The sequence below is a fragment of the Pontibacillus salipaludis genome (assembly GCF_014642405.1).
GTDB lineage: Bacteria > Bacillota > Bacilli > Bacillales > BH030062 > Pontibacillus > Pontibacillus salipaludis.
Genome location: NZ_BMIN01000002.1, coordinates 268,545 through 291,997, shown reverse-complemented (window position 1 = coordinate 291,997; position 23,453 = coordinate 268,545). Strand labels below are relative to the sequence as shown.

Annotated in this window: 20 protein-coding genes and 1 riboswitch; of the genes, 10 read left to right on the top strand and 10 right to left on the bottom strand. The window is 40.8% G+C overall.

Annotation, left to right across the window (positions count from 1 at the left end; genetic code table 11):
• Positions 1-18: 18 nt before the first annotated feature.
• Entirely contained in the window at positions 19-897 is an 879-nt protein-coding gene (locus IEW76_RS03480) for a hypothetical protein (RefSeq protein ID WP_188650961.1), read from the top strand.
• 173 nt (positions 898-1,070) lie between these two features.
• Entirely contained in the window at positions 1,071-1,541 is a 471-nt protein-coding gene (locus tag IEW76_RS03475; RefSeq protein WP_188650959.1) for a peptide-methionine (S)-S-oxide reductase, read from the top strand.
• Between the two features lie 93 nt (positions 1,542-1,634).
• On the opposite strand, the gene IEW76_RS03470 is transcribed toward IEW76_RS03475, so the two are convergent.
• Positions 1,635-2,633 carry a tRNA dihydrouridine synthase gene (locus IEW76_RS03470; RefSeq protein ID WP_188650957.1) on the bottom strand — a complete coding sequence of 333 codons (999 nt, stop codon included), beginning with the start codon at positions 2,631-2,633 and terminating at the stop codon, positions 1,635-1,637.
• Between the two features lie 762 nt (positions 2,634-3,395).
• On the opposite strand from IEW76_RS03470, the gene IEW76_RS03465 reads away from it, so the two are divergent.
• A complete protein-coding gene (locus IEW76_RS03465; RefSeq protein ID WP_188650955.1) occupies positions 3,396-3,671 on the top strand; it encodes an adhesin in 276 nt (91 codons plus the stop codon).
• Positions 3,672-3,751: 80 nt separating this feature from the next.
• Here IEW76_RS03465 and IEW76_RS03460 read toward each other — a convergent pair whose 3' ends face one another.
• Both IEW76_RS03460 and IEW76_RS03455 read right to left on the bottom strand, forming a co-directional pair.
• Positions 3,752-4,495, bottom strand: coding sequence for an ABC transporter permease (locus IEW76_RS03460; protein WP_188650954.1), 744 nt, complete (start codon positions 4,493-4,495; stop codon positions 3,752-3,754).
• A gap of 17 nt (positions 4,496-4,512) precedes the next feature.
• Positions 4,513-5,424: an ABC transporter ATP-binding protein gene (locus IEW76_RS03455; RefSeq protein ID WP_188650952.1), complete on the bottom strand. Its 912-nt coding sequence runs from the start codon at positions 5,422-5,424 to the stop codon at positions 4,513-4,515.
• Positions 5,425-5,586: 162 nt separating this feature from the next.
• Between IEW76_RS03455 and IEW76_RS03450 the strand changes: the two genes are divergently transcribed.
• Both IEW76_RS03450 and mqo read left to right on the top strand, forming a co-directional pair.
• Positions 5,587-6,030, top strand: a complete 444-nt coding sequence (locus tag IEW76_RS03450; RefSeq protein ID WP_188650950.1) for a GNAT family N-acetyltransferase — start codon at positions 5,587-5,589, stop codon at positions 6,028-6,030.
• Between the two features lie 265 nt (positions 6,031-6,295).
• On the top strand, positions 6,296-7,834 hold the full coding sequence (mqo, locus tag IEW76_RS03445) for a malate dehydrogenase (quinone) (protein WP_188650948.1): 1,539 nt from the start codon (positions 6,296-6,298) through the stop codon (positions 7,832-7,834).
• 90 nt (positions 7,835-7,924) lie between these two features.
• Here mqo and ahpF read toward each other — a convergent pair whose 3' ends face one another.
• The 3 genes from ahpF to IEW76_RS03430 all read right to left on the bottom strand — a co-directional run bounded on the left by ahpF (position 7,925) and on the right by IEW76_RS03430 (position 11,892).
• Positions 7,925-9,454, bottom strand: a complete 1,530-nt coding sequence (gene ahpF / locus IEW76_RS03440; protein WP_188650946.1) for an alkyl hydroperoxide reductase subunit F — start codon at positions 9,452-9,454, stop codon at positions 7,925-7,927.
• A gap of 13 nt (positions 9,455-9,467) precedes the next feature.
• The gene (gene ahpC, locus IEW76_RS03435) at positions 9,468-10,031 is read right to left on the bottom strand and encodes an alkyl hydroperoxide reductase subunit C (RefSeq protein WP_188650944.1); all 564 of its coding nucleotides are present in this window, start codon (positions 10,029-10,031) and stop codon (positions 9,468-9,470) included.
• A gap of 349 nt (positions 10,032-10,380) precedes the next feature.
• The gene (locus IEW76_RS03430) at positions 10,381-11,892 is read right to left on the bottom strand and encodes an esterase/lipase family protein (protein ID WP_188650942.1); all 1,512 of its coding nucleotides are present in this window, start codon (positions 11,890-11,892) and stop codon (positions 10,381-10,383) included.
• A gap of 499 nt (positions 11,893-12,391) precedes the next feature.
• Between IEW76_RS03430 and IEW76_RS03425 the strand changes: the two genes are divergently transcribed.
• The 3 genes from IEW76_RS03425 (at position 12,392) to IEW76_RS03415 (ending at position 14,840) form a co-directional block, all read left to right on the top strand.
• Positions 12,392-12,706 carry a hypothetical protein gene (locus IEW76_RS03425; RefSeq protein ID WP_188650940.1) on the top strand — a complete coding sequence of 105 codons (315 nt, stop codon included), beginning with the start codon at positions 12,392-12,394 and terminating at the stop codon, positions 12,704-12,706.
• 391 nt (positions 12,707-13,097) lie between these two features.
• On the top strand, positions 13,098-14,195 hold the full coding sequence (locus IEW76_RS03420) for a DEAD/DEAH box helicase (protein ID WP_373285937.1): 1,098 nt from the start codon (positions 13,098-13,100) through the stop codon (positions 14,193-14,195).
• Between the two features lie 210 nt (positions 14,196-14,405).
• Positions 14,406-14,840 carry a universal stress protein gene (locus IEW76_RS03415; protein ID WP_036780416.1) on the top strand — a complete coding sequence of 145 codons (435 nt, stop codon included), beginning with the start codon at positions 14,406-14,408 and terminating at the stop codon, positions 14,838-14,840.
• 572 nt (positions 14,841-15,412) lie between these two features.
• Here IEW76_RS03415 and IEW76_RS03410 read toward each other — a convergent pair.
• From IEW76_RS03410 to desA, 3 genes are all read right to left on the bottom strand, one after another.
• Positions 15,413-16,012 carry a response regulator transcription factor gene (locus IEW76_RS03410; RefSeq protein ID WP_188650938.1) on the bottom strand — a complete coding sequence of 200 codons (600 nt, stop codon included), beginning with the start codon at positions 16,010-16,012 and terminating at the stop codon, positions 15,413-15,415.
• Positions 16,009-17,145 carry a sensor histidine kinase gene (locus IEW76_RS03405; RefSeq protein ID WP_188650936.1) on the bottom strand — a complete coding sequence of 379 codons (1,137 nt, stop codon included), beginning with the start codon at positions 17,143-17,145 and terminating at the stop codon, positions 16,009-16,011. Before IEW76_RS03405 ends, IEW76_RS03410 begins: the two co-directional genes overlap by 4 nt.
• Positions 17,146-17,334: 189 nt before the next feature.
• On the bottom strand, positions 17,335-18,390 hold the full coding sequence (gene desA, locus IEW76_RS03400; RefSeq protein WP_188650934.1) for a Delta(5) desaturase DesA: 1,056 nt from the start codon (positions 18,388-18,390) through the stop codon (positions 17,335-17,337).
• Positions 18,391-18,649: 259 nt separating this feature from the next.
• On the opposite strand from desA, the gene IEW76_RS03395 reads away from it, so the two are divergent.
• Complete coding sequence (locus tag IEW76_RS03395; protein WP_188650932.1) at positions 18,650-19,984, top strand: dipeptidase; 1,335 nt, start codon at positions 18,650-18,652, stop codon at positions 19,982-19,984.
• 74 nt (positions 19,985-20,058) lie between these two features.
• Here IEW76_RS03395 and ade read toward each other — a convergent pair whose 3' ends face one another.
• Positions 20,059-21,801 carry an adenine deaminase gene (gene ade / locus IEW76_RS03390; protein WP_188650930.1) on the bottom strand — a complete coding sequence of 581 codons (1,743 nt, stop codon included), beginning with the start codon at positions 21,799-21,801 and terminating at the stop codon, positions 20,059-20,061.
• A gap of 150 nt (positions 21,802-21,951) precedes the next feature.
• Positions 21,952-22,053, bottom strand: a riboswitch (purine riboswitch).
• A 197-nt stretch (positions 22,054-22,250) separates the two neighbouring features.
• Between ade and IEW76_RS03385 the strand changes: the two genes are divergently transcribed.
• Positions 22,251-23,444: a class I SAM-dependent rRNA methyltransferase gene (locus tag IEW76_RS03385; RefSeq protein WP_188651131.1), complete on the top strand. Its 1,194-nt coding sequence runs from the start codon at positions 22,251-22,253 to the stop codon at positions 23,442-23,444.
• Positions 23,445-23,453 lie beyond the last annotated feature (9 nt).

The following is a 23,453-nucleotide window of genomic DNA, read 5'->3' as shown; positions in this document are numbered from 1 at the left end:
CTATTAAGGAGATTATTTATGGCAAGAGGTGCTTTTACTGGCAGTACGGACTTTTCAACGCAGCCGTTGAGCGAAGTAGTAAAGGAATTGAGTAATTGGAAAAAGGATATAAAAGGTGTAAGTGATCTTTTTGAAGAAACTATTAGGGAAATTGATACTGGTAGTCTTAGTGTGGAAGTTGATATTGACTTTTTAATTAGTTGTAGGAATCTATACTCATTCTTTATCACGGCCATCCAAGATCTAAAAGATGTCTTAGATGGAATAGATTCTGAAATTCAAGAATACCATGTTAATTTATTAAAGAATATTGGACAAAATGCTGGGAGATTCTATAGAAGCCACCGTAAGGTTTGGCACGCAAGTGAATACAAACCATACTGGAAAAATGATTTTAGGCCAGTAGAGAAATTGTACGTTGAAGGATCCGATATGACTGGTGATATGATTGATATTAACAATGCTGCGGAAAGATTAAAAGATTTTGTTGGTAAACGTTCACAAAATAATACCCCTTCTCCATATATGCAGCAATATAATACTTTTAATGCTCCCATAACTAACTTACAGCAAAATAATCATAGCTCAAATGTTCAACAAAATGTAAACAGTGCTGGTATAGGAGAACTTCAACAACTCCTGATTAGTGTTAGAGATATTATCCCACACCTTACTGAACCGAAAGATAAGAATGACATAAATGAACAAGTTGAAGATTTAGAAGAAACACTTCAGGAAGAGAATCCAAAGCAAAGCAGGATAAAAGCGGCTCTCAACACGATAAATGGAACATTAAGTAAAGCTTTCAACATGAGAACATTTAACAATGTGGATCAAGTATCGAAGGAACTTCCATCTATCATAGAAAACACACAAGATATATTAGATAAATTTTAAAAGAAGCATGAACAGACATGCTTCTTTTTGCTATTATAATCATCATATTGATATATAAATAAGAGTACTATTTATTACTTTGTGTTTGTTTACTACGCGGGGAACCGTACCATAAATAGTGAGTAGATTAAGGAATAAAACAAAGTATTGCTTAAATAAAGAGGTGAGTCACTATGGAAACAGTCTATTTTGCAGGTGGATGTCTCTGGGGTGTACAAGAATTCATTAAAACATTGCCCGGAGTTACGTCAACAGAAGCGGGGAGAGCGAACGGAACGAGTTATACACTAGACGGTGATTATGACGGCTACGCAGAATGTGTTAAAACAGCATTTGATCCGGAAATTGTAAACGTAAATGAATTGATGGAGTATTTCTTTGAAATTATTGATCCCTACAGTCTAAATCAACAAGGAGAAGATGTTGGGGTGAAATATAGAACGGGTGTGTATAGTGAGAACCCTGCACATTTGGACGAAGCGAAAGCGTTTATAAGGGAGAGAGAGGACGCTGATCGTATCGTGGTGGAAGTTTTACCTCTTACAAACTATGTGAGAAGTGCGGAAGAGCATCAAGATCGGCTAACCAAATGTCCAGATGATTATTGTCATATTCCGAAAGAATTATTAAGGAAATACAAGTAAGCTTGTCCAATGAAAAAGAGAGGAAGACCTAAATGGCTTTCCTCTCTTTTCGTATTTAAAGTATTAGTTTGAATGGAAGAGAGCGAAATGTATTTAAGAAATAGAAAAACCTTTTTCTTCTTCCACTCCATTACTCTCTGTAAACTCATCAAGTAAGGCACGAACTTCATCGGTAGATTCAGTGCTCATTAGTTGATTTCGTAACTCACTCGCTCCTCGGAAGCCTTTAACGTAAATCTTAAAGAAGCGGCGAAGTGGTTTGAAGAGACGTGGCTCTAGTTCTTCTGAATACTTATCATGAAGATCAAGCTGTAAACGTAGAAGATCAAGTAGCTCTTCGCTGGTATGCTCTTTCTTCTCTGTTTCGAAGCAGAACGGGTTATGGAAGACTCCTCGCCCGATCATTACACCGTCAACTCCATACTTTTCAACTAGTTCAAGACCCTTCTGACGGTCAGGAATATCCCCGTTGATGGTCAGAAGCGTATCAGGGGCAACTTCGTCACGAAGCTTCTTAATCTCTGGAATCAGCTCCCAGTGAGCGTCTACATTACTCATTTCTTTTTTCGTACGAAGATGGATGGAAAGGTTAGCGATATCCTGTTCTAACAGGTGCCTCAACCAGTCGTGCCATTCATCTACTTCTGTATAACCTAAGCGGGTCTTCACGCTTACAGGAAGTCCTCCTGCTTTAGAAGCCTGGATGATTTCTGCTGCAACATCTGGACGACGGATTAATCCGCAACCTTTTCCTTTTGTTGCGACATTAGGCGCAGGGCAGCCCATATTGATATCGACTCCACGATACCCCATCTCGGCCATACCGATACTCATTTGTCGGAAGTTTTCTGGCTTATCTCCCCAGATATGGGCCACGATTGGCTGCTCATCTTCCGTGAACGTTAAACGCCCACGTACGCTGTCTTTTCCTCTTGGGTGGCAAAAGCTCTCTGTATTCGTAAACTCTGTAAAAAACACGTCAGGTCTTGCAGCTTCACTTACGACATGACGAAAAACGACATCCGTTACAGCTTCCATTGGTGCTAAAACAAAAAACGGCCGCGGCAACTCATGCCAAAAATTATCTTTCATATATATCTGAACCCTTTCCTTAAGGGAAAACACGTTCCCAAAGTTAAAAGTGAAAATGTTTTTCTAAATGATTTCCATTTTCAATAGAAATCCATCATTATATACTTTAATAGTATCCGGCGAAAAGTGCAAGGGAACCAAATGTTTTAACAAAGACGCTTCTTTCAATATATGTTAAAATTTCAGTGTTTCCCCCAAGAATAGGGCAGTAATCATGAAGAATCGAAGTTGAAACACTTTATTGTGTGTGGGGCCGTTACGTTTATTGAGTGTTAGGGGGGTCTGGGGAACGACTCGCTTTCCACGGGCGAGCTGCCGAGCCTCCTCACTCACTTCGTTCGTTCCGGGGTCTCGTCGACCTCTTTCTCCCGTAGGAGTCTCCCCGTTCCCCAGCCCCCCTTACCTGAAGATGTATAACGTCCTCCTCAGCTCTAGTATGGTGGTGATTCAACTATCCGTCCCCTTACGTAGCATGCTTCCGTTCCCTCTATATTTGGCAAAGGTGGTTCGGGAAATTGCGAGACTCCTGCGGCAGTAAGAGCCTAGGGGAGACCCCACAGAGAGCGTAGCGAACGAGGAGGCTTCCCAGCTCGCCGCGGAAAGCGAGTGATTTCCCGAATCACCTTATTCTCAATTTGAGCAAACGGGAGCATTCTCTCAACTTCGTGCCTTCCACATAAGGGGGCTTATATGGGAGAGAGATCATAGTCAGCACAAATATGAGTATATTCAAAATGAAAAGCATAGATAGGAGAGATCGAAATGAAAATTTCAAACGAAGCAAAAGAGCAACTCCTTCAAATAATCGATGAAGAAGAGTCGTCAAATCTTAGGTTTTTTGCTGCAGGAGGGTGTGGGGGAACTCAGCTTGGGCTTGGGCTTGAAGAGCCAGCTGAATCCGATTATATTACAGAGGTTAACGGAATTCGGGTTTCCATTGAATCTTCTATGCAAGATGTAGCAAAAGACATTGAATTAGACTTACAAGAATCAGGCGAAGGTGTAGACTTTGTTATTAAAGGACTCCCAACGAACTAACAATATGTAAGGTATTGGATCAGTTTTATCTATTACTTAAACCCCCAGGGCTCCTGCCTGGGGGCTATTTGAATGGAACATTAGCTTCTCGATTGTCGTAAGAAACGAGGATAAGAAAGTAGAGCGATGACACCACCAGCCAAGCCTGCTAAGACTAAGATCAGCATGTTCAACCATATGTCGGCTATTCCACCGCTCGAGAGAATGACTTCTTTGTATCCTTGTAGCGCCCAGTATTGAGGCAAGGCTTTACTAATGTTTTGGACGACTTCAGGCATAAATTCGACTGGCATCCAAAGTCCACCGAGCAATGCTCCACCTAAGGCGAGAATCTGTGTTAGGGCAATGCCCATGTTTTCCGTTTTGACAATTACAGCCATGGCCATGCCCCATCCGGTCACGATAAACGCGAGAGCCAAGGATAATAGAATAAGAGCTAAAGGATTTCCGAGCGGAAGGTCATAGACAACGACACCAAATCCGAACAAAACCGCAATTTGAATAAGTACGATAATGATGAATGGCAGCCATTTGCCGAAAAAATAGTGATGGGTCGATAGAGGTGTGCTAGCTATCCTTGCAACCATCCCTCGCTCTCTATCTTTTACAAAAGCAATAACCATTGAAATCATGATAAAGAAAGCAAACATGATTGTATAACCAGGAATAATCTGAGTCACGACTTCTTTATAACTTTGGCTCTCATCTCCAGAAAAAATTGCTACAAACGCAACAATAAAAATAACCGGTAGAACAAATGTCCAAAACCATAGTCCTTTATCCTGAATCGTCTTTTTCAGTTCAGTACGAGCGATTGCCCACATATCTGTTCCTCCTTTTCTCAAGAATCTCTTAATTGGGTGCCGGTTAAATTGAAGAATATATCCTCTAATCTAGGGTGGTATAGTTCGAGTCTGCGTGGCTCTAAACTATGTTCTCGGCAGTGTGTCACCAAATTCTCTAAAGTAAGAAGTGGTTGTTCACTATTGAGTAGGTAGCCATGGCCTTTCGATTCTACCTCCCCAAAGCGTTGAAGCATCTCGGTCTCAATGCTCTCCCCGGAGATAAATAATGAGGGCTTTGCGTACTTCTCTAACAACTCTTCCATCCGCCCGAACTCCATGAGCTTCCCCTTATCAATGAGACCAATACTGTCACACAGCTGCTCGACTTCCTCCATATAGTGGCTTGAGTAAATAATTGTGCTCCCCTCAGCCTTCAGTTGATGAATAATGGAGAAGATCGAATTTCGTGATTGTGGGTCAATGCCAACAGTAGGTTCATCCATGATAACAATGCTCGGTTTATGTAAAAGCGCACAGCCAATATTCAGTCGACGCTTCATACCGCCTGAAAACGTTATGACTTTATCCTTCGCTCTGTCTTTTAAGCCGATCTGTTGTAGTACTTCCTCCATTCGAATCTGTAATTCTTTTCCCTTTAGCCCATATAAGTTGCCAAAAAGTATTAGATTATCCTGAGCTGTCAACGTTTCCTCTAAGCAAATTTCCTGGGGAATATATCCGATCTGCTGCTTAATCTTTATCCGGTCCGTAGAAACCTTCCAGTCTTTAACGTGAATGTCTCCATTAAAGTCTAGTAGTATTCCAGATAAGATTTTCATCAGTGTGGATTTGCCAGCCCCATTGGGTCCGACTAGCCCAAAGCATGTGCCTTCGTCAATCTTAAAACTAATATGATTCAATGCTTTTATTGCTTCATACTGTTTACTGATATTCTCTATACTGATCACTGTTCATTCTCCTTTCTGCTTCATCTGTTCCATATATATGTTTTATCTCCTATACGTAGTTCGAGAATTTTCGTTTCATACATTTGGAAAAATTTTTAAATTGTTTCGTTCTTGCAATGATAAACTATATATTGAGTTTATTTTTTATCAGAGGGGGATCTTATGATCGAATTTAAAGATATAGATCGACACAATTTTTTTGATGTAATTAACTTGCGTGTAGCGGATGAGCAGCAATCATTTGTAGCCCCAAATGTATTCTCCCTTGCACAAGCAAAAGCTTTTTCAGAGTGTCTTTGCTTAGGCATTTATCACAATAAATTGTTAGTTGGGTTTACAATGTACTGCATAGATTTTGAGGATAAGGAATACTGGATCTATCGCTTAATGATTGATGCTAGGTACCAGTCGAAAGGCTACGGGAAAGCTGCCATGAAGAAGCTAATTGAAAGGATAAAACAGGATCAAAAGCACCATGTGATCTATTTAAGCTTTGAACCTGAGAACAATCAGGCTAAGAGTTTGTATGAAAAACTGGGATTTAAACCAGATGGTCGAGTAATAGATGGGGAAATCGTGTATAGCCTCACATATAGTAATAAGTGATCGGAGCGTTGAAACTTTTATACGGTTACTCATGTCCACTATTTTCACATATAACCGTATCTTACCGATGAAAAAAGTTCATAATGGAAGTAATCTACTCTACTCACTTATGGTCGTTATACTATACTGTTGCAATAGAAGTAATTTTCAATATTTTTGGAAAGTGGTACACTAGTAGTAGATTGAAAATAACTAGAAGAGGTGTAGCACCCCGGGGGCGGGGATAAGCTATATTTTTTCTGCAAGACATAGGGAGTATAGGCTAATGAGTAAAAACTATGCGAAAACTGACGTTATTTTAATTGGTGCAGGCATTATGAGTGCCACATTGGGATCTTTGCTAAAAGAATTAGTACCAGAATGGAAAATCAGAGTGTTTGAAAAGTTGGATAGTGCAGGGCAAGAAAGCTCGAATGTATGGAATAATGCAGGTACGGGCCATGCTGCATTATGTGAACTTAATTACACAAAAGAACAAGAAGATGGCTCCATTGATATTTCAAAAGCTATAAAAGTAAATGAGCAATTTCAAGTATCTAAACAATTTTGGTCTTATCTTGTAAACAACGGCCGAATCCGGAAACCACAAGAATTCATCATGCCATTACCACATATGAGTTTCGTTCAAGGAAAAGAGAATGTGGAATTCTTGAGAAAGCGCTACCAAACCATGTCAGCTCATCCGCAGTTTCAAGGGATGGAGTTCTCCGATGAGAAGGAGCAATTAACAGAATGGATGCCACTTATGATGAGGGATCGTTCATCAAATGAGGCAGTAGCAGCAACGAAGATGGATTCTGGGACAGATGTAAACTTCGGAACGATTACACGTAAAATGTTTGACCATCTAGAGAGTAAAGATCTTGAGATCAACTATAAACACAATGTAGAGGACATTAAGAGGTTAAGTGACGGCACATGGGAAGTGAAAGTGTATGATCGTGAGCAGGCACGTATTGAATATCATATAACTAACTTTGTCTTTATTGGTGGTGGCGGAGGTAGTCTTCACCTATTGCAGAAGACCGGTATACCTGAATCAAAACATATTGGTGGATTCCCTGTAAGCGGGCTATTTATGGTGTGTAATAATCCTGAAGTGATTGCCGAGCACCGCGCTAAAGTATATGGGAAAGCAAAAGTAGGGGCACCTCCAATGTCTGTGCCTCATCTAGATACAAGATTTATCGACAATAAGCAGTCCTTATTATTTGGTCCGTTCGCAGGCTTTTCTCCAAAGTTCTTAAAAACGGGTTCACTGCTTGATCTATTTACATCTGTGAAATCGGATAACCTTGTAACGATGACAGCTGCAGGTGTGAAAAATGCTTCTCTAACAAAGTATTTGATCGAACAAGTAATCTCCTCAAAAGAAAAGCGTATGGAAGAATTGAGAGAGTTCATTCCAAACGCCAAAAGTGAGGATTGGAGTTTAGCTGTCGCGGGGCAACGAGTTCAAGTCATTAAAGATACAGATGCAAGCGGGAAAGGAACTCTACAGTTCGGTACAGAAGTAGTCAGTTCTTCAGATGGCTCAATTGCAGCGCTACTTGGAGCTTCTCCGGGTGCTTCTACAGCCGTTCACGTTATGCTTGAGGTAATGGAAAAATGTTTCCCGCAACAGATCAAACAGTGGGAACCGAAGATAAAAGAGATGATTCCATCTTATGGGCTTGTATTAGCTGAGCATCCAGAGCTTCTTAAGGAAATTCATAAGAATACTGATGAGGCGCTCGGGTTAAACAAAAAGCCTCTTCAACGTTATCTTTCAACAAATGAAAGCGAAATCAGCAAGACATCTTAGAAGATACCAGTTAGGTTATGATTTTGAATCCAGTTGTTATAAAAAAAGTCGCTACTCGTGTAGGAGTAGCGACTTTTTTATTGATCATTATTAGTTGCGAATCAGGTAATCAAATGCACCTAATGAAGCATTTGCTCCTGTACCCATTGAGATAATGATTTGATTATTTGGAACGTCTGTCACATCACCAGCAGCAAACAGTCCAGGTACGTTCGTGGCATTGTGTTTATCGACAACAATTTCACCAATTTGGTTACGTTCAACAGAATCATCTAACCATTCTGTATTCGGAACAAGTCCGATTTGAACGAACACGCCTTCAAGCTTCACGTGGTTCTCTTGGCCCGTTTCCCGGTCCACATACGTAATGCCATTTACGTTAGCGTCACCTGTAATTTCTGTTGTTTGTGCATTTGTGTGAATGGTTACATTCGGAAGACTATTTGCGCGGTCTTGTAAGACTTTATCAGCTTTAAGTTCTGAAGCAAATTCAAGAACTGTCACATGCTTAACAATTCCAGCTAGGTCAATAGCTGCTTCTATACCGGAGTTACCTCCACCAATTACAGCTACGTCTTTACCTTCGAATAATGGACCATCACAGTGTGGACAGTACGCAACACCTTTATTTTTGAACTCTTCTTCGCCCGGTACGCCAACTTGACGCCAGCGAGCACCAGTCGAGATGATTACACTCTTACTCTTAAGAACGCCACCGTTATCAAGCTCAAGCTCGAACATACCGTCGTTCTTCTCTAAGCGGCTTGCACGTTGAAGATTCATTACATCAATGTCGTAATCCTTTACGTGTTCTTCAAGACTAGCAGCAAGCTTCGGTCCTTCTGTGCTAGAAACACTAATGAAGTTTTCAATACTCATCGTGTCTAGTACTTGACCACCAAAACGTTCAGCTACGATCCCTGTGCGAATTCCCTTACGCGCTGCATAAATTGCTGCACTCGCACCAGCTGGGCCGCCACCGACAACTAATACATCATATGGGTCTTTATTGCTGAACTCTTCAGCGCTAGGGCCTTCAACAATCTTGTCTAAGATTTCTTCTAGCGTCATGCGGCCACCGCTCAAGAATTCTCCGTTAAGATGCAAGGAAGGAACAGCCATAACGTTTTTGCTTTCAGCTTCTTCTTTAAATGCTGCACCGTCAATCATTGTATGCGTAATGCCTGGGTTTAAAACACTCATCATGTTTACCGCTTGTACGACATCAGGACAATTATGACAGCTTAAGCTAACATAGGTTTCAAAGTGATATTCACCTTTAATATTCTTAACTTGATCAATAACGCTTTGGTCAACCTTAGGTGCTCTGCCACTAACTTGTAGAAGAGCAAGTACTAAAGAAGTAAATTCATGTCCAAGAGGAATACCTGCGAACGTAACTCCAGTATCTTCTCCGACGCGATTCACACTAAAGCTAGGCGTTCTGGATAATTGTGCTTCCTCGAATGTAATCTTAGAAGACATAGAAGCTAGCTCTTCAACAAGAGCTAGCATGTCTTTTGATACTTTATCAGAACCTGCACTAACTTTAAGCACGATATCGCTTTCCAATAGTTCTAGATATTGGTTTAATTGAGCTTTAATATCTGCTTCAAGCATATTGTGCACTCCTTTAGATTTTACCTACTAGATCTAGGCTTGGTGTTAGAGTTTCAGAACCTTCTTCCCATTTAGCTGGGCAAACTTCGCCTGGATTCTGACGAACGTATTGAGCTGCTCTGATTTTACCTACTAAGTTACTTGCGTCGCGACCAATACCGCCTGCATTAATTTCTACAGTTTGGATAACGCCATCTGGGTCGATGATGAAAGTACCGCGATCCGCAAGACCTTCTTCTTCGTTTAATACTTCAAAGTTACGGGAGATTTTTTGAGAAGGGTCACCGATCATTGTATAAGTGATCTTGTTAATCTTTTCTGAGCTATCGTGCCAACCTTTGTGAACGAAGTGAGTATCTGTAGAAACAGAGTATACTTCAGCACCTAGTTCTTGAAGTGCAGCGTATTCGTTTTGAAGGTCTTCAAGTTCAGTTGGGCAAACGAATGAAAAGTCTGCAGGGTAGAAGCAAACAACGCTCCACTGACCTTTAAAGTTTTCTTCTGTTACATCAACGAATTCACCGTTTTTGAATGCTTTTGCGTTGAATGGTTGTACTTCAGTACCGATTAATGACATGAAAAAATCCTCCTCTGTTTTGTGTAAAAATTATTAATTTAAAATCATTATAATTCAAAAACTATTATTATATACATTAGTAAATTTGTCAAGCTGTTAAGGCATATTTAAGCTTTTAATATGCTCTAAAAGGATCTTTTGCGGAAAATAGTTCTGAAAAGAATACGTTATTTTGTGTTGGAATGGAAAAGTTCGATTATCATTCTCATACTTATATTCTTACCTACTCTAGTGCCCTGCTAAACGTCTGAGCATTCTATTTTGTACAGAAATCAGTATGGATATGCATGTGAAAAAACGCCTGCTCACTTTAAAGGAGCAGGCGTTTTCATCATAAAATAGATAGGGGTTAATGTCCAAATAACTGCCCGTTTTTATCCACATAAACGGATTGAACCATTGTTCTCTCAAAAGGATGTTGGTCCACTGTCCCCTTCATATTTACTGTCATATTATAAATTCCTTCTCCGAGATTTGGCAGTCTATAAGAGTTTTTAGACATGTTGTTATTCACTTTCACTTCTTTCAGCTTTCCTTTTTTGTAATAGGAAACGGTCATATCCGCCTTTACTTTTATTTTATGGTCTTTTGAGTTGATGTGGACCGTTCCGTTATTGATAGTAGTAGTAAGGAAGGTGTTAAGCGGACTAGTGTAAGTAACGTCCAACAAAAAGTGTTCCGTTCGCTTATTTTCTGCTAGCAGGGTCCATTTCCCTGATGTAGGATTTTTTATTGTAGTTGAATGGTGATAGGCGCCGTTCAGATATTCTGTCTCATCTTTATCTACGCTAAAAGTAGTGTGAGCTTTCCCATTTGGAGAAGTCAAATGAATTGTAGTTTCTGGTTGGTCACTGATCCAATCAATTGTAATAGCATCGACATCCGGCTCTACTACAATGGTTTCTTGAGTGGTGCCCTTATAAGAGCCGCCATGGATATAGCTATTCACATTCTGTTCAGAGTCTCTTGTGTTCCCCTCTTCGATGCCCATAGCCTTAGCTTGAAAGTTAGCAAATGAATACACACTTTCGCTTAAATAGTCCTCAAAGAGGGAGAAGGTAGAGGAGCCCTCTTTGATGGTCGTATGATTCCAATTGCCGACTTTAATTTCGGTAGCATAGGGGAGGCGTGAACTCTTTACGGTTACAGCCCCATCGTTACTACCGTAAGCGCTTAAGTATAGTCCGCCCCAGTAAAGTGAACTTCCAAAACTTCCCCACTTTGTTCCACCTAGAGTATAGATGGGGGTATGAAGTACGTTGGGGTGATCATCTGTTACAGAACGGTAGTAATCCATATAACCTGTTTGTAGGGAATAGGTGGCATCGTTTTTGCTTCCAAGAATTCCAGATAGCCAACCTGCCCAACTGCTGTAAGCTAAATCAGCTAGCTGCGAGCCATAGTGAGGGGAAGAAAGAGTGATGACCCTCTCTACATAAGGGTCTGCTCCGTAATGTACGAGAGCTGCCTGTGTATCGATCCCTCCTTTGCTATGAGCGACGACAACTACTTTTTCTCCAAAATGGTCTGAGATCTCTTTGATTTTTTGGGCAAGCATAGCACCGTTATCCCACATATTCTTTGTTGGATAGAGGTCAATGAAGGATGTTTCATATCCAGCTGCAAAGGCGGTTTCATCCATATCATTATTGTTCGTCCATGTAGTTGATGAACTATTTAAGCCATGAACAAACAGAATGGGGTGCTTGGAAGAAGTAATCGAGGAAGGAGATTCACCAATCCACCATTCCCCAGGTGTACCAGCTACACCTCCTTCTTTTAAAGACCCAGCCATAGTAATTGAAGGCAACATGAGAACAAACAAAGCTAGAAGAATCAACAGACGCATTCCTTTTTTCATGAGCGATCTCCTCTCTGTAAGTAGACTCAAAACCCTAAACTATATGGACAATTGAGGGAGGTTAGCACCAACTTTCCAAAAATAGACCAAAGGAACGGCAAGTAGTTAGGCATTTGGTTGCGTATTCATTTTAGAGGTGTATATGGTTGCTTATAAAATCATGACCTTGTTCTCTAGTGCCTAAATGTTGGTGAACAGTAAATCGTTTGTGGATTTTAAAGTCTAGCTATCAATTCCTCCTGTAATTTTTTATATTTCTCTTTTATGAGTAAGATTTTTTATTGAATCTGTACCATTAAAATCATGTCGGATCAAAGAGAGTTAGCACTTGTGAAGTCGACTCTGACTATGATTCTTACTGGAACGACGACAATTGTAGCCATACTGTAAAACGTTGCCGTTATTTGAAGAACGAATCAAAAAGGAAATAGAGAGGTTTCGTCCAATTTAATAGGCATAGGAAAATGAAACACAATGATTATACAGGAGGAGATGCAAGATGAAGAAAATGGGTGCTATGGTTTGGAGTATGCTGTGGGTGTTGAGCTTAGCTTCGGTTGTGAAAGCTGTAACGGTTTCAAATGTATTCCCTGTAAATGTGTCGATCGAAGGATTTTCACACAAGAATGTTCGGTTAAGTGGAAATAAGGGAAGAAATGGAGTTCTTGATTACCGATCGATGAAGCGTTTATGTCAGACCAAAGAGTTTTGGTGTAAGGCTAGGGGGAGTCCGAGAGGGAAAATCGACGAGCTTATCGTGTATTTGGTCAGGGTTCGGTCAAGTTTTAATGAGTTGCCATGTGTTTCTCAATGACAGGTGGACTTTGCCGTCATTGACCAAGTATTTGAGTGGATAATTTACTTCAAAGGAAGGGGTTGGAATACGATCATTTTCTAAGGCTCATTTACGCTTTATCAAGGGGGGAATGGAGCGTTTAAAATAGATAATCTAGAAGGTATGATTCCATTAGGATGAGGGAGGAGGAATATAAGGGAGAAGAAGGCGTCTGCACGGACTAAGATGCCATAGTGAATATAGATGTAACGAGGGAGGGTCGTAGAGGGAAAGAGTACGCGTTACTCGTACTCTTTTTACCTATGTCTTATAGTATTAGAACGCTTTCGCTATAAGAAAATGTATATATGTATTCTTAGAGAGTGATACAATAGAAGAATACGATGAAATAAAGAAAGAGGATACGCCTTTGAATAGTTTTAACCAATTTAACTTAAATGAAAAGAATATAATGCGATTGAAAGAAATGGGGATTACAGCTCCAACTGATATTCAATCGGAAGTCATCCCTTTGATATTAGAGGGTCATGACGTGATTGCTCAAGCTCAAACTGGTTCTGGTAAGACCTATGGCTTTTTACTACCTTTGCTCGAGAAGATTCATATAGAAGATCCCAGTGTACAGGCTCTTATTGTCGCGCCTACGAGGGAATTGGCTCTTCAGTTGACAGCTGAGTTAGAACGACTCTCTGAAGAGGTTAGTGTGCTTGCTGTATATGGCGGTAAAGATGTACAGCAGCAAGTAAAAAAACTAGATAAAACTCAGGTTGTCATTGGTACACCAGGGCGCCTGTTAGATCATATGCGCAGAGGAACAATTGATCTATCGAACGTTTCCTCTCTTGTATTAGATGAAGCGGATCAGATGCTTCATTTTGGTTTCTTTGAAGATGTTGAAACAATTGTGCGTAGCACACCAAACGTGAAACAAATGGCGCTATTTTCTGCGACCCTTCCATCTGATATTAACAAATTAGCATACAAGTTTATGCGTCACCCTAAACAAGTTCGTATTCAAACTAAAGGACGAACGGTAGAAGAAATTGAACAATTTGTGGTAGAGACGACGGATCGTAAAAAACAAGAAGCGTTAAGAAAGGTTGTTAAAGAAACGCAACCTTTCTTAGGAATTGTCTTTTGCCGAACAAAGAGACGGGTGAGTAAACTTTACGGTGAGTTAAAAGCGATGGGGTATCAGGTTGATGAATTGCACGGAGACCTCTCTCAAAAGAAGCGAGAGAAAGTAATGGAACAGTTCCGAGAAGCAAAGGTTCAATTACTAGTAGCGACAGATGTGGCTTCAAGAGGTTTAGATGTTGAAGGCGTAACACACGTCTATAACTATGACATTCCTCAAGATGTTGAGAGTTACATTCATAGGATTGGAAGGACAGGACGTGCCGGTGATGACGGTGTTGCCATTACGTTTACTGCTCCTAAAGATCAACAGATGCTTGCTGCAATTGAAAAAGGGATATCCCAAAAACTTAAGAGAAAGCAGCTCTAACTAATCTTCTTATAGAAATAAAATCAAGCCATGTAAAAAAACCGTTCAAGGGCGTCGCTTTGAACGGTTTTTGTATAGACGTTGATCTCTCTGAGGCGAAACAGGGGGTAAAGAACCGATTAGAGAAGACTTTTCACTCTGAATAGTCTGATAAAATATGTTAAAATATAAGTATAAACACACACTCTATGGCAAAGGAGAGGGTTGATCATGCGTAAGAAAATCCTCGTAGCATATGATGGTAGTGCGATGAGTAAACAGGCGTTACAAGAGGCGAAAAGCCAGGCTGCTGATGCTCCAGATGCAGAAATTCACGTCGTTTCTGTTGTACGCACGTCAGGTCCTTTTACCAATGCACAAATGTCTAAAAGCATCGGAAATGAATTAGCCGAACAATACCGTACCGATATGAATCGCCTCAAAGAAGAAATGAAAGAAGAGGGCGTAGAGGTAATCACCGATGTCATCGTTGGTAAGGTTGAAAAAAATGCAGGTGCACGAATTTGTGATTATGCCAAAGAACGTAACATGGATTTGATTATCGTCGGTAATCGTGGCTTTGGTAATGTGAAGAAGATGATTCTTGGCAGTGTCAGTAATAACATTGTCCAGCATGCTACTTGTCCCGTCCTCGTTATGAAGTAAGAGTGATGGAGTACATTCGGGTTAAATAAAGAGGAGACCTCCCACCATCATGGGAGGTCTCCTCTTTATATCGCCACTATTGCTAGCCTATTCCACATAAGCTACCTTATGCGGAGGACTCGAAGCTGAGATAGTTTAGCAGGAAAGAGGGCCGTTGCGTTTGATGAGTGGTTGGGCTTGCTCGGGGACAACTCGCTTTCCTGCGGGGAGCTGGGAAGCCTCCTCGTTCGCTGGCGCTCTCTGTGGGGTCTCCCCTAGGCTCCTTTTCCCGCGGGAGTCTCGCCGTCCCCGAGCAAGCCCTGGCTTAAATAGGATAACGGCCCTCGAGCGCATCGGGTGGCCCTGTTTCTCTCAGATGACTTGTTTCCGTTCATCCAAATATAGAAAAGGTGGGCCTGGAAACTGCGAGACTCCCGTGGGCAGAAGAGCCTAGGTGAGACCCCGCAGACCGGCTGTGCCGGTCGAGGAGGCTCACCAGCTCCCCACAGGAAAGCGAGTGGTTTCCAGGCCCACCTTACGCGCCATGAAAGCTAACGGAAACGTATCTCTAATAATCAACAAACAAAACCATCTTATTTAAACCAGCCTTTTTCCTTAAAACGTGCGATGGCTTCAATTCGGTTGCTTACTTCGAGCTTATCTAAAATCACAGAGATATAATTGCGTACTGTACCGGGAGTGATATAAAGTTCATTTGAGATATCCTTGGTATTTTTCCCATCAGCCATAAGCTGCATGACCTGTTTTTCTCGTTCGGTTAATGGGTTCTCATTTCCGTAGGCAAGGTCCACAAGTTCTGGGGCAAATATGCGTTGGCCATCCATGATTCTGCGTATAGAAGTAGCCAGTTCTTCACTTGGGCTATCTTTTAGTAAATAGCCGCTTACTCTTGCTTTTTGTGCGCGTTCGAAGTAACCGGCTCTTGCGAATGTTGTGAGAATAATGATCTTACAATCCTCGTCTTTTAATTCTTCAGCAGCATCCAAACCGGTTTTCATCGGCATTTCGATATCCATAATACACACGTCTGGCTTTTGTTCCCTTACGAGCTTACAAGCTTCTTCACCGTTATTAGCCTGCCCTACAACTTCCATTCCTTCTTCAAGATCTAAAAGCGCACCAAGGGCTCCGAGCATCATGCGCTGGTCTTCTGCAATGACAATTCGTATCACATCAATCCCTCCTCTTCAGTTTGGTGTGCAACATTTGGTACACGGATTGTAAGGGTTGTACCATTTGAGTTTTGGATATCCAACGTTCCATTAACAAATTCCAAGCGCTCTCTCATTCCTTGAAGTCCATGTCCTTTTAATGAATCGATTTTATCAGAGATGCCAACTCCATCATCTCTTACCTCAATCATCACTTCCTCACTTGACTGCTGGATTGCTACATGACAAGTCTTCGCCCTACTATGTTTAACAATATTCGTGGCCGCTTCTTTTAAGGACATGCTGAGGACATTTTCTGTTAATAAAGGAGTATGAGAAAGCTCTGGATTTCCTTCAAGTATAAAGGTCATTTCTGCTGCTTCTATAATTTGCTGAACTCGAAAGATTTCCTCATTGAGCTTAGATCCTCTCATATTTGAAACCATTTCGCGCACTTCCTTTAAAGCCGTTCGTGCTGTTTGATTTATGTCTTGTATTTCTTTAACCGCGTTATCAGGTTTAACGTGAATCAGTTTGCCTGCTAAATCACTCTTAAGACCAATTAGGGATAGTTTCTGACCTAAAGTATCGTGTAGATCTCTAGCGATTCTTTCCCTTTCCTCAATTACCATAAGTTGAGAAATTCTTTCGTTTGCATGCTCTAACTGCCCTTCAAGTTTCTGTTGTTGGTTGCGATACCGAATGGTAAAGGGTAGTAGTATGACACCGATAATCGTGATGATGATAAAAGGAAGTTGTGGAAGCAGAGACTCGTTCTGAGCAATATAGACGGTGGTTGCTGCAGCGAGTGTTGTTGTTAGATGTACAATATAGAGAGACAGAAATCCTCCTTTATGCTGGATGTTTCCAATAAAGAACGCCAGGAATAATGAAAAGTACACATAGCCAAACAGTAACGTCATGATTAGACTAATGGCAATTTCAATACTCACCCAGACGTAGGCAAATCCACTCTCAGAGTTAAATGAACGTAAATAAGCAACGAAAAACAAAGCGATCATGACTATGCCAAATAAAATCTCTATCACAGAAGAAGAGCGGAATATAAAGAAAAATGGCAGTAAACAGAAGATAATCCATACATACGTACTAAGACCGGTATTTTTAGGGATGATGTGAAACCAATTTTGCACCACATTTCCCTCCTTCCTATATTTGTTTTATGTAATCTTATATAAGCATATCTTACTTCAGTTTTCCCTGTCACTTATAGCCTTTTTAAGCGTTTTCGGACAACTTTTTTAGGGGAAATCCGATCTTGGTCTGCTTTGTTTAAACTCTAGAAAAAAGACCCCAACCAAAGTGGAAGGGATCTTGGTTTCTTATTTTTCTTGTAGAGTGGGACGCTTTTGTCCAAGCATCGATTGTTCCTTTGCTTCTTTTAAGCGTGACTTTGCCTCTTTGAAACTTACGAACGTTTTGTTCTTAGTGTCATAAAGACGGAAACGTATGGATTCTAAGCTCGTTTTAAGTGTAATTGTAGTAGCATGTTCTAATGGTGGTGTAGCATCGTGTGCTTTCTCTAAATTATAATTAGGGACTCTTGGACTTAGGTGGTGCACGTGATGAAAGCCAATGTTTCCTGAGATCCATTGTAATACCTTAGGAAGTTTGTAATAAGAGCTTCCGTCAACGGCTGCTTTTACAAAGTCCCATTCGCTTTCCTCTTCAAAGTAAGAATCTTCGAATTGGTGTTGTACATAGAATAACCAAATACCAAGCATACCCGATACATATAATATAGGCAGGTTAATAATTAGGAACGCCTGCCAGCCGATTGCCCAAATCATGAAAGAATACAAAATGACAATAGCCACATTCGTAATATACGTGTTCATGCGCTCTTTCTTTTTCGCACCTTTGCGATTAAAGCGATTGGCTATTAGGAACAAGTATAGTGGGCCAAGTCCAAACATCACGAAAGGATTACGATACAAACGATACGCTAAACGCTGTTTGAAAGATGCTTCTTTATATTCTTCAATGGTCATTACCCAAATATCGCCTGTGCCCCTTTTGTCCAGGTTACCACTTGTCGCATGGTGGATATTGTGATCGCGTTTCCATTTCTCAAATGGAAACAGTGTGATAATACCGGCTATTGTGCCAATAATCCGGTTTGCTTTTTTGTTTTTTAAGAAGGATTGGTGTGTGCAGTCGTGAAAGATAATGAAAATTCGTATGACAAATCCACCGGCAATCATCGCTAATGGAATGGTAGCCCATACAGAAATCTCCAGGCTAAGATACGCTAGATACCAAACAAGGATAAATGGAACAAATGTGTTAATCATTTGTTTAATACCTGCGGTTGAATCAGGCTTTGCGAAAGCCGCAACACTCTTTTTTAATTCTTGTTGTTGTTTTTTTTGATTCATATGATAACTCCTTCAAGCAAGCTTATTGATTGAACTGTTCCTCTAATGATAAATGAACAGCAAACGCTTTATAAGACATAAACGTCAGGTGGGATATATGACATTTGTCATGGGTTGTCTTCCTTTTTGAACCAATTCATTTTATGTTTTGTATTATGCTTAAAATCATGCAACCAATCTCAAACTAAGAGCGGGGTTTTCGAGGCATGGAACGTTTTCTTGTTATAATGAGGGCAAGATATACAAAGGAGGATGAATTATGAATCATAATGAACACTACATAAATGAGCTTAATGAATTCTTGAAGATTCCAAGTATCTCATCAATGCCAGAACACAAAGAAGATGTGAAAAAGGCAGCCGAGTGGTTAAAAGGATCTCTTCAAAAAGCAGGGATCGAGAACTTGGAGGTTATTGAAACAAAAGGGCATCCGATTGTCTATGGAGACTGGCTTCATGCAGAAGGGAAGCCTACGGTATTAATCTATGGACATTATGACGTTCAACCTGCTTCTCCGGAGGAACTTTGGGAAACACCTGCATTCGAACCTACAATACGAGACGATAAGCTCTATGCAAGAGGAGCAACTGATGATAAGGGGCAATTGTTTATTCACGTTAAAGCTGTGGAGAAGCTGATGCAAGAAAATGGTGAATTACCAGTTAATGTGAAGTTCTGTATCGAGGGAGAAGAGGAAATGGCAAGCCCGAACCTGCCTCCATTTATTGAAGATAACCAGGAAAAATTAGCTGCAGATGCTGTTTTAATTTCGGATACGTCCTTTATCGAAAAAGGGCAGCCTGCTATTTGTACATCTCTTCGCGGGGCCTTAGCTATGGAACTTAACTTGAAAACAGCAAATACGGATCTTCACTCCGGGGTTTACGGGGGCGGAGTTCCAAATGCAATCCACAGTCTCGTGAATTTGTTAGACTCCTTCCATGATGACAATGGAAAAGTTGCTGTAGAAGGGTTCTATAAAGGTGTTCAAGATCCTACCTCACAACTGAGAGAAGAAGTGGCTTCTATTCCTTTTGAAGAAGAAAAGACAAAACGGGAACTAGGATTAGAATCCTTCTACGGAGAGGAAGGCTTTACGTTCCAGGAGCGCACAGGTATTCGTCCTACTCTCGAGATTAATGGCTTAGCTGGCGGTTTTCACGAAGAAGGATTTAAAACGATTGTACCAAGTGAAGCTCATGCGAAGATAAGTTGTCGTCTTGTAGGGGACCAAGACCCTGAAGAAATTTATGAGGCGATCTTAGACCATTTAAATAACTATAAGCCAGTAGGGGCAAGTTTTGAAACGAAGAAGTTAATAACGGCTAAGCCTGTTTCACTTCATTCAAATAATCCTATGATTCAAAAAGCAGCCGCTGCTTATGAACAGGTTTATGGGGTGGCACCTCTATTTCCGAAAGAAGGCGGTTCGATCCCGATTGTAGAAGTGTTCTCTCGAGTGCTACGTTCCCCGGTTGTGATGATGGGCTTTGGTTTACCATCGGAAAATTTGCACGCTCCGAATGAACATATCCATCTAGAGAATTTCACTAACGGAATTGAGACGGTTACGACTTACTTGAAGTCACTATAGTGAAGAAAAGAAAGGCTCTTTCTGAATCCTGTTTCAGAAAGAGCCTTTCTATAGTTTAGTCTTTTTATAAAGCTTTAGGAAGACTTGGAATGGGCCGATTGGTTAGGAATGTGTTGACCTAAGTTGACATCGAATAGTCCCATGTCAGTAATCTTTAATGATGGTATAACTGGTAACGTTAAGAAGGAAAGAGTCAGAAATGGGTTGAAGGAGCCTGCAAATCCAAGAGTTTGAAGGGACTGCTTCACTTCTTTTAAAGAATGGTACACGTTTTCGCAAGATTCGATAGACATGAGTCCTGCAATAGAAAGGGATACCGAGGACAGAATCTTTCCATCTCTGACAACGGTTAGCCCTCCATTAATCGTTTGAAGCGATTGGATGGCAGCAAGGATGTCCTGATCATTTGTTCCAACAGCTACAATATTATGGGAGTCGTGGGCAATGGTGGTTGCGATTGCCCCGTAAGATAACTGGAACCCTTTTACGATTCCTACCCCTATATTCCCTGTTTTGTTGTGACGCTCCACCACAACCACTTTCAAAAGGCCATTTTCTGTTGATGGTTGAAAGGATCCACCTATGGCATCAACACTGGTGCTTACATGATGGGTAACTAAATTATTTGGAATGATTTCGATTACATTTGTGAGTTGTGAAGCATCTATAGGAATCTGTAAGTCTTTTTCATTTATTTCTGGTATGGATATCGTATTCGTTAAGGTTGGTGTTACTGCAGTAGAATGGCTTCCATTAGAAGATGGAGGAAAGGACACTCTTTCACCACCTTTATATACTTCAGAAATGGTAACATTCTTTAGGTCATCTAATAACACAAAGTCAGCGACATACCCTGGCGCAATAGCTCCCTTATGGGTGAGACCATAGCACCTGGCAGCATTCAATGTAGCCATTTGTATGGCTTGAAGCGGCGGGACCCCGTGCTTAATAGCGAGACGGATATTATGATCAATGCTTCCTTCATCTAACAAGTCATCGATGTGTTTATCGTCAGTGCAAAAGAGAAAACGGTGGCCGTTACTTGGAGTGACAGCTTGAACAAGTGCGGAAAGGTCCTTAGATACAGAGCCCTCCCTGATCATGACATACATTCCTCTTCTGACACGTTCAACTGCTTCTTGAGCGGTTTTGCACTCATGATCTGTATCAATACCAGCTGCACGATAGACGTTAATTGCATTTGTATCCAACCCAGCGAGGTGACCATCTATTTTCATAGGACTTTGCATAGTTATTTTATCGATTACATCTGGAGAAGCCTGGCGCAAAGAATGATAGTCCATCATTTCAGCGAGGCCTAATACACGAGGGTGCGCTAAATAAGAACGGAGATCCCCTGCTAATAACGTGGCACCGGCGTGTTCAAAAGGCGTTGCAGGAACGCAGGAAGGGAGCATAATGAATGCATCTAAGGTAAGCTCTTCTGAATTCTGTATCATAAAGTCTAAACCATCCGTCCCTGAGACATTAGCGATTTCATGTGGATCGGTAATGACGGATGTAACTCCATGTGGCAAAACGACTTTCTCAAATTCTGACGGAGGCAACATAGAAGATTCAATATGCACATGGCCATCGATAAAACCAGGGCATAAGTATCTTCCCTCTGCATCAAGCGTTTCTTTACCTTTGTAACTACCAATGCCTACAATGAAGCCGTCTGTAATCGCGACATCCCCTTCAAAAACCTCTAAATTAAATACATCAGCAATACGAGCATTTTTTATAACGAGATCAGCTTCCTTCTCTTGATTGGCTATAGAGATATGGTTGGTGATTTTCTTTGTCTGGGTCATCTTGTTTGCCTCCTCCATATATAGAACCTGTTAACGTTTCGATCCATTTAGTATCTTGGGGTACAAAGCCAATAAAATTAAAAAAACTCTAGCTATAGCTAGAGTTTGACAGAGAAAGCATAAGTGATAGATATACAGAAAATAAACGTATACGTATCTTATGCCTCTCGTAGTCAAACCATTTACGGTAGTTTGGTAGAAACTTATGGACCTTATCTCCAAGATTATACGAAAGTTCTAAATTCGGTTTTAAGTTAACGTTTATTCTATAAAATGTTTCATATGTTTGTCAACGACCGGTTTATAGATCCCATGCGAACTGTACCCATTCACTCGTTCTTCTGATATGATGGGAAGCATCGGTATGAAACGGCTGAAACAGCGTAATAATTTGAATAAGCTAGGTTCACTAAAAGCAGGTACACATTTCTAGCAGATTGGGTGAGATGATGAAGAAAGAAATTAAATTAAAGATAAAACAAGACTACGCGAAAAAGATTAAAGATGGTTTCCCTTTGATTGAAAAGGAAGCCCTGACAAATGCTGAGGTTCTTAGCGAAGAAGGTCAAATACTACATTTAATGGATGAGCGTGGTCGTTTTATAGCAAAAGGATACTACGGAGAGCAAAATAAAGGGTATGGATGGGTGCTAACCCAGCAACAAGAAGAAGCCATTGACCAATCGTTTTTTGAAAAGAAGATTAGGGTGGCCCTTCAAAAACGTAGCGGCTTTTTCAAAGATGACTCTACAACGGCTTTTCGAATCTTTAATGGTGAAGGAGATGGCGTAGGGGGCTTAACGATCGATCACTACGAGTCCTTTTACGTAGTGAGTTGGTACAGCGAAGGGATCTACGCTTTCAAGAATCAAATCCTAAAGGCTTTACAGCAGTTGGTTGAGTACAAAGGAATTTATGAGAAGAAGCGATTTAACACAGGCGGAAAATATATTGACGACGATGATTTCGTAACAGGAGAGCGCGGCGAATTTCCTATGATCGTCAAAGAGAATGATGTTCAATTTTCCGTGCATCTGAATGAAGGTCCTATGACAGGGGTGTTTTTAGATCAGCGTGAGGTACGTAAGAAGATTCGCGATCATTACGCAGAAGGAAAAACGGTACTAAATACCTTCTCCTACACAGGAGCATTCTCTGTATTTGCCGCCCTTGGAGGAGCCCTGAAAACAACAAGCGTTGACTTGGCTAATAGAAGCTACCCGAAAACGGTGGAGCAATTTAGCATCAATGGAATTGACTACGAAGCACATGATATTAAGGTTATGGACGTATTTGAATATTTTAAATATGCAGTAAAGAAGCAGTTAACCTTTGACATGGTCGTTCTCGATCCCCCAAGCTTTGCACGTTCTAAGAAGCATCGCTTTAGTGCTGCAAAAGATTATAAAGACTTACTCAAACAAGCCATTGCTATTACAGAAGACAACGGCGTAATCGTCGCCTCAACAAACTACAGTGGCTATGGCATGGGGAAATTTAAAGGATTTATTGAAAAGGCCTTTAAAGAAACCGGGCATCGTTACAAAATTGAAGAACAATTTACCCTCCCCTCAGACTTTGCAACGACCAAAGCCTATAAACCAGGAGACTACTTGAAAGTGGTCTTTATTAAGAAGCTATAAGCCTGTATT

What these genes read in the sequence shown, in the direction of transcription:
- IEW76_RS03480 (WP_188650961.1), top strand. Translation starts at nt 19, where the DNA reads ATGGCAAGAGGTGCTTTTACTGGCAGTACGGACTTTTCAACGCAGCCG.
- IEW76_RS03475 (WP_188650959.1), top strand. Translation starts at nt 1,071, where the DNA reads ATGGAAACAGTCTATTTTGCAGGTGGATGTCTCTGGGGTGTACAAGAA.
- IEW76_RS03470 (WP_188650957.1), bottom strand. Translation starts at nt 2,633, where the DNA reads ATGAAAGATAATTTTTGGCATGAGTTGCCGCGGCCGTTTTTTGTTTTA.
- IEW76_RS03465 (WP_188650955.1), top strand. Translation starts at nt 3,396, where the DNA reads ATGAAAATTTCAAACGAAGCAAAAGAGCAACTCCTTCAAATAATCGAT.
- IEW76_RS03460 (WP_188650954.1), bottom strand. Translation starts at nt 4,495, where the DNA reads ATGTGGGCAATCGCTCGTACTGAACTGAAAAAGACGATTCAGGATAAA.
- IEW76_RS03450 (WP_188650950.1), top strand. Translation starts at nt 5,587, where the DNA reads ATGATCGAATTTAAAGATATAGATCGACACAATTTTTTTGATGTAATT.
- mqo (WP_188650948.1), top strand. Translation starts at nt 6,296, where the DNA reads ATGAGTAAAAACTATGCGAAAACTGACGTTATTTTAATTGGTGCAGGC.
- ahpF (WP_188650946.1), bottom strand. Translation starts at nt 9,454, where the DNA reads ATGCTTGAAGCAGATATTAAAGCTCAATTAAACCAATATCTAGAACTA.
- ahpC (WP_188650944.1), bottom strand. Translation starts at nt 10,031, where the DNA reads ATGTCATTAATCGGTACTGAAGTACAACCATTCAACGCAAAAGCATTC.
- IEW76_RS03430 (WP_188650942.1), bottom strand. Translation starts at nt 11,892, where the DNA reads ATGAAAAAAGGAATGCGTCTGTTGATTCTTCTAGCTTTGTTTGTTCTC.
- IEW76_RS03425 (WP_188650940.1), top strand. Translation starts at nt 12,392, where the DNA reads ATGAAGAAAATGGGTGCTATGGTTTGGAGTATGCTGTGGGTGTTGAGC.
- IEW76_RS03415 (WP_036780416.1), top strand. Translation starts at nt 14,406, where the DNA reads ATGCGTAAGAAAATCCTCGTAGCATATGATGGTAGTGCGATGAGTAAA.
- desA (WP_188650934.1), bottom strand. Translation starts at nt 18,390, where the DNA reads ATGAATCAAAAAAAACAACAACAAGAATTAAAAAAGAGTGTTGCGGCT.
- IEW76_RS03395 (WP_188650932.1), top strand. Translation starts at nt 18,650, where the DNA reads ATGAATCATAATGAACACTACATAAATGAGCTTAATGAATTCTTGAAG.
- ade (WP_188650930.1), bottom strand. Translation starts at nt 21,801, where the DNA reads ATGACCCAGACAAAGAAAATCACCAACCATATCTCTATAGCCAATCAA.
- IEW76_RS03385 (WP_188651131.1), top strand. Translation starts at nt 22,251, where the DNA reads ATGAAGAAAGAAATTAAATTAAAGATAAAACAAGACTACGCGAAAAAG.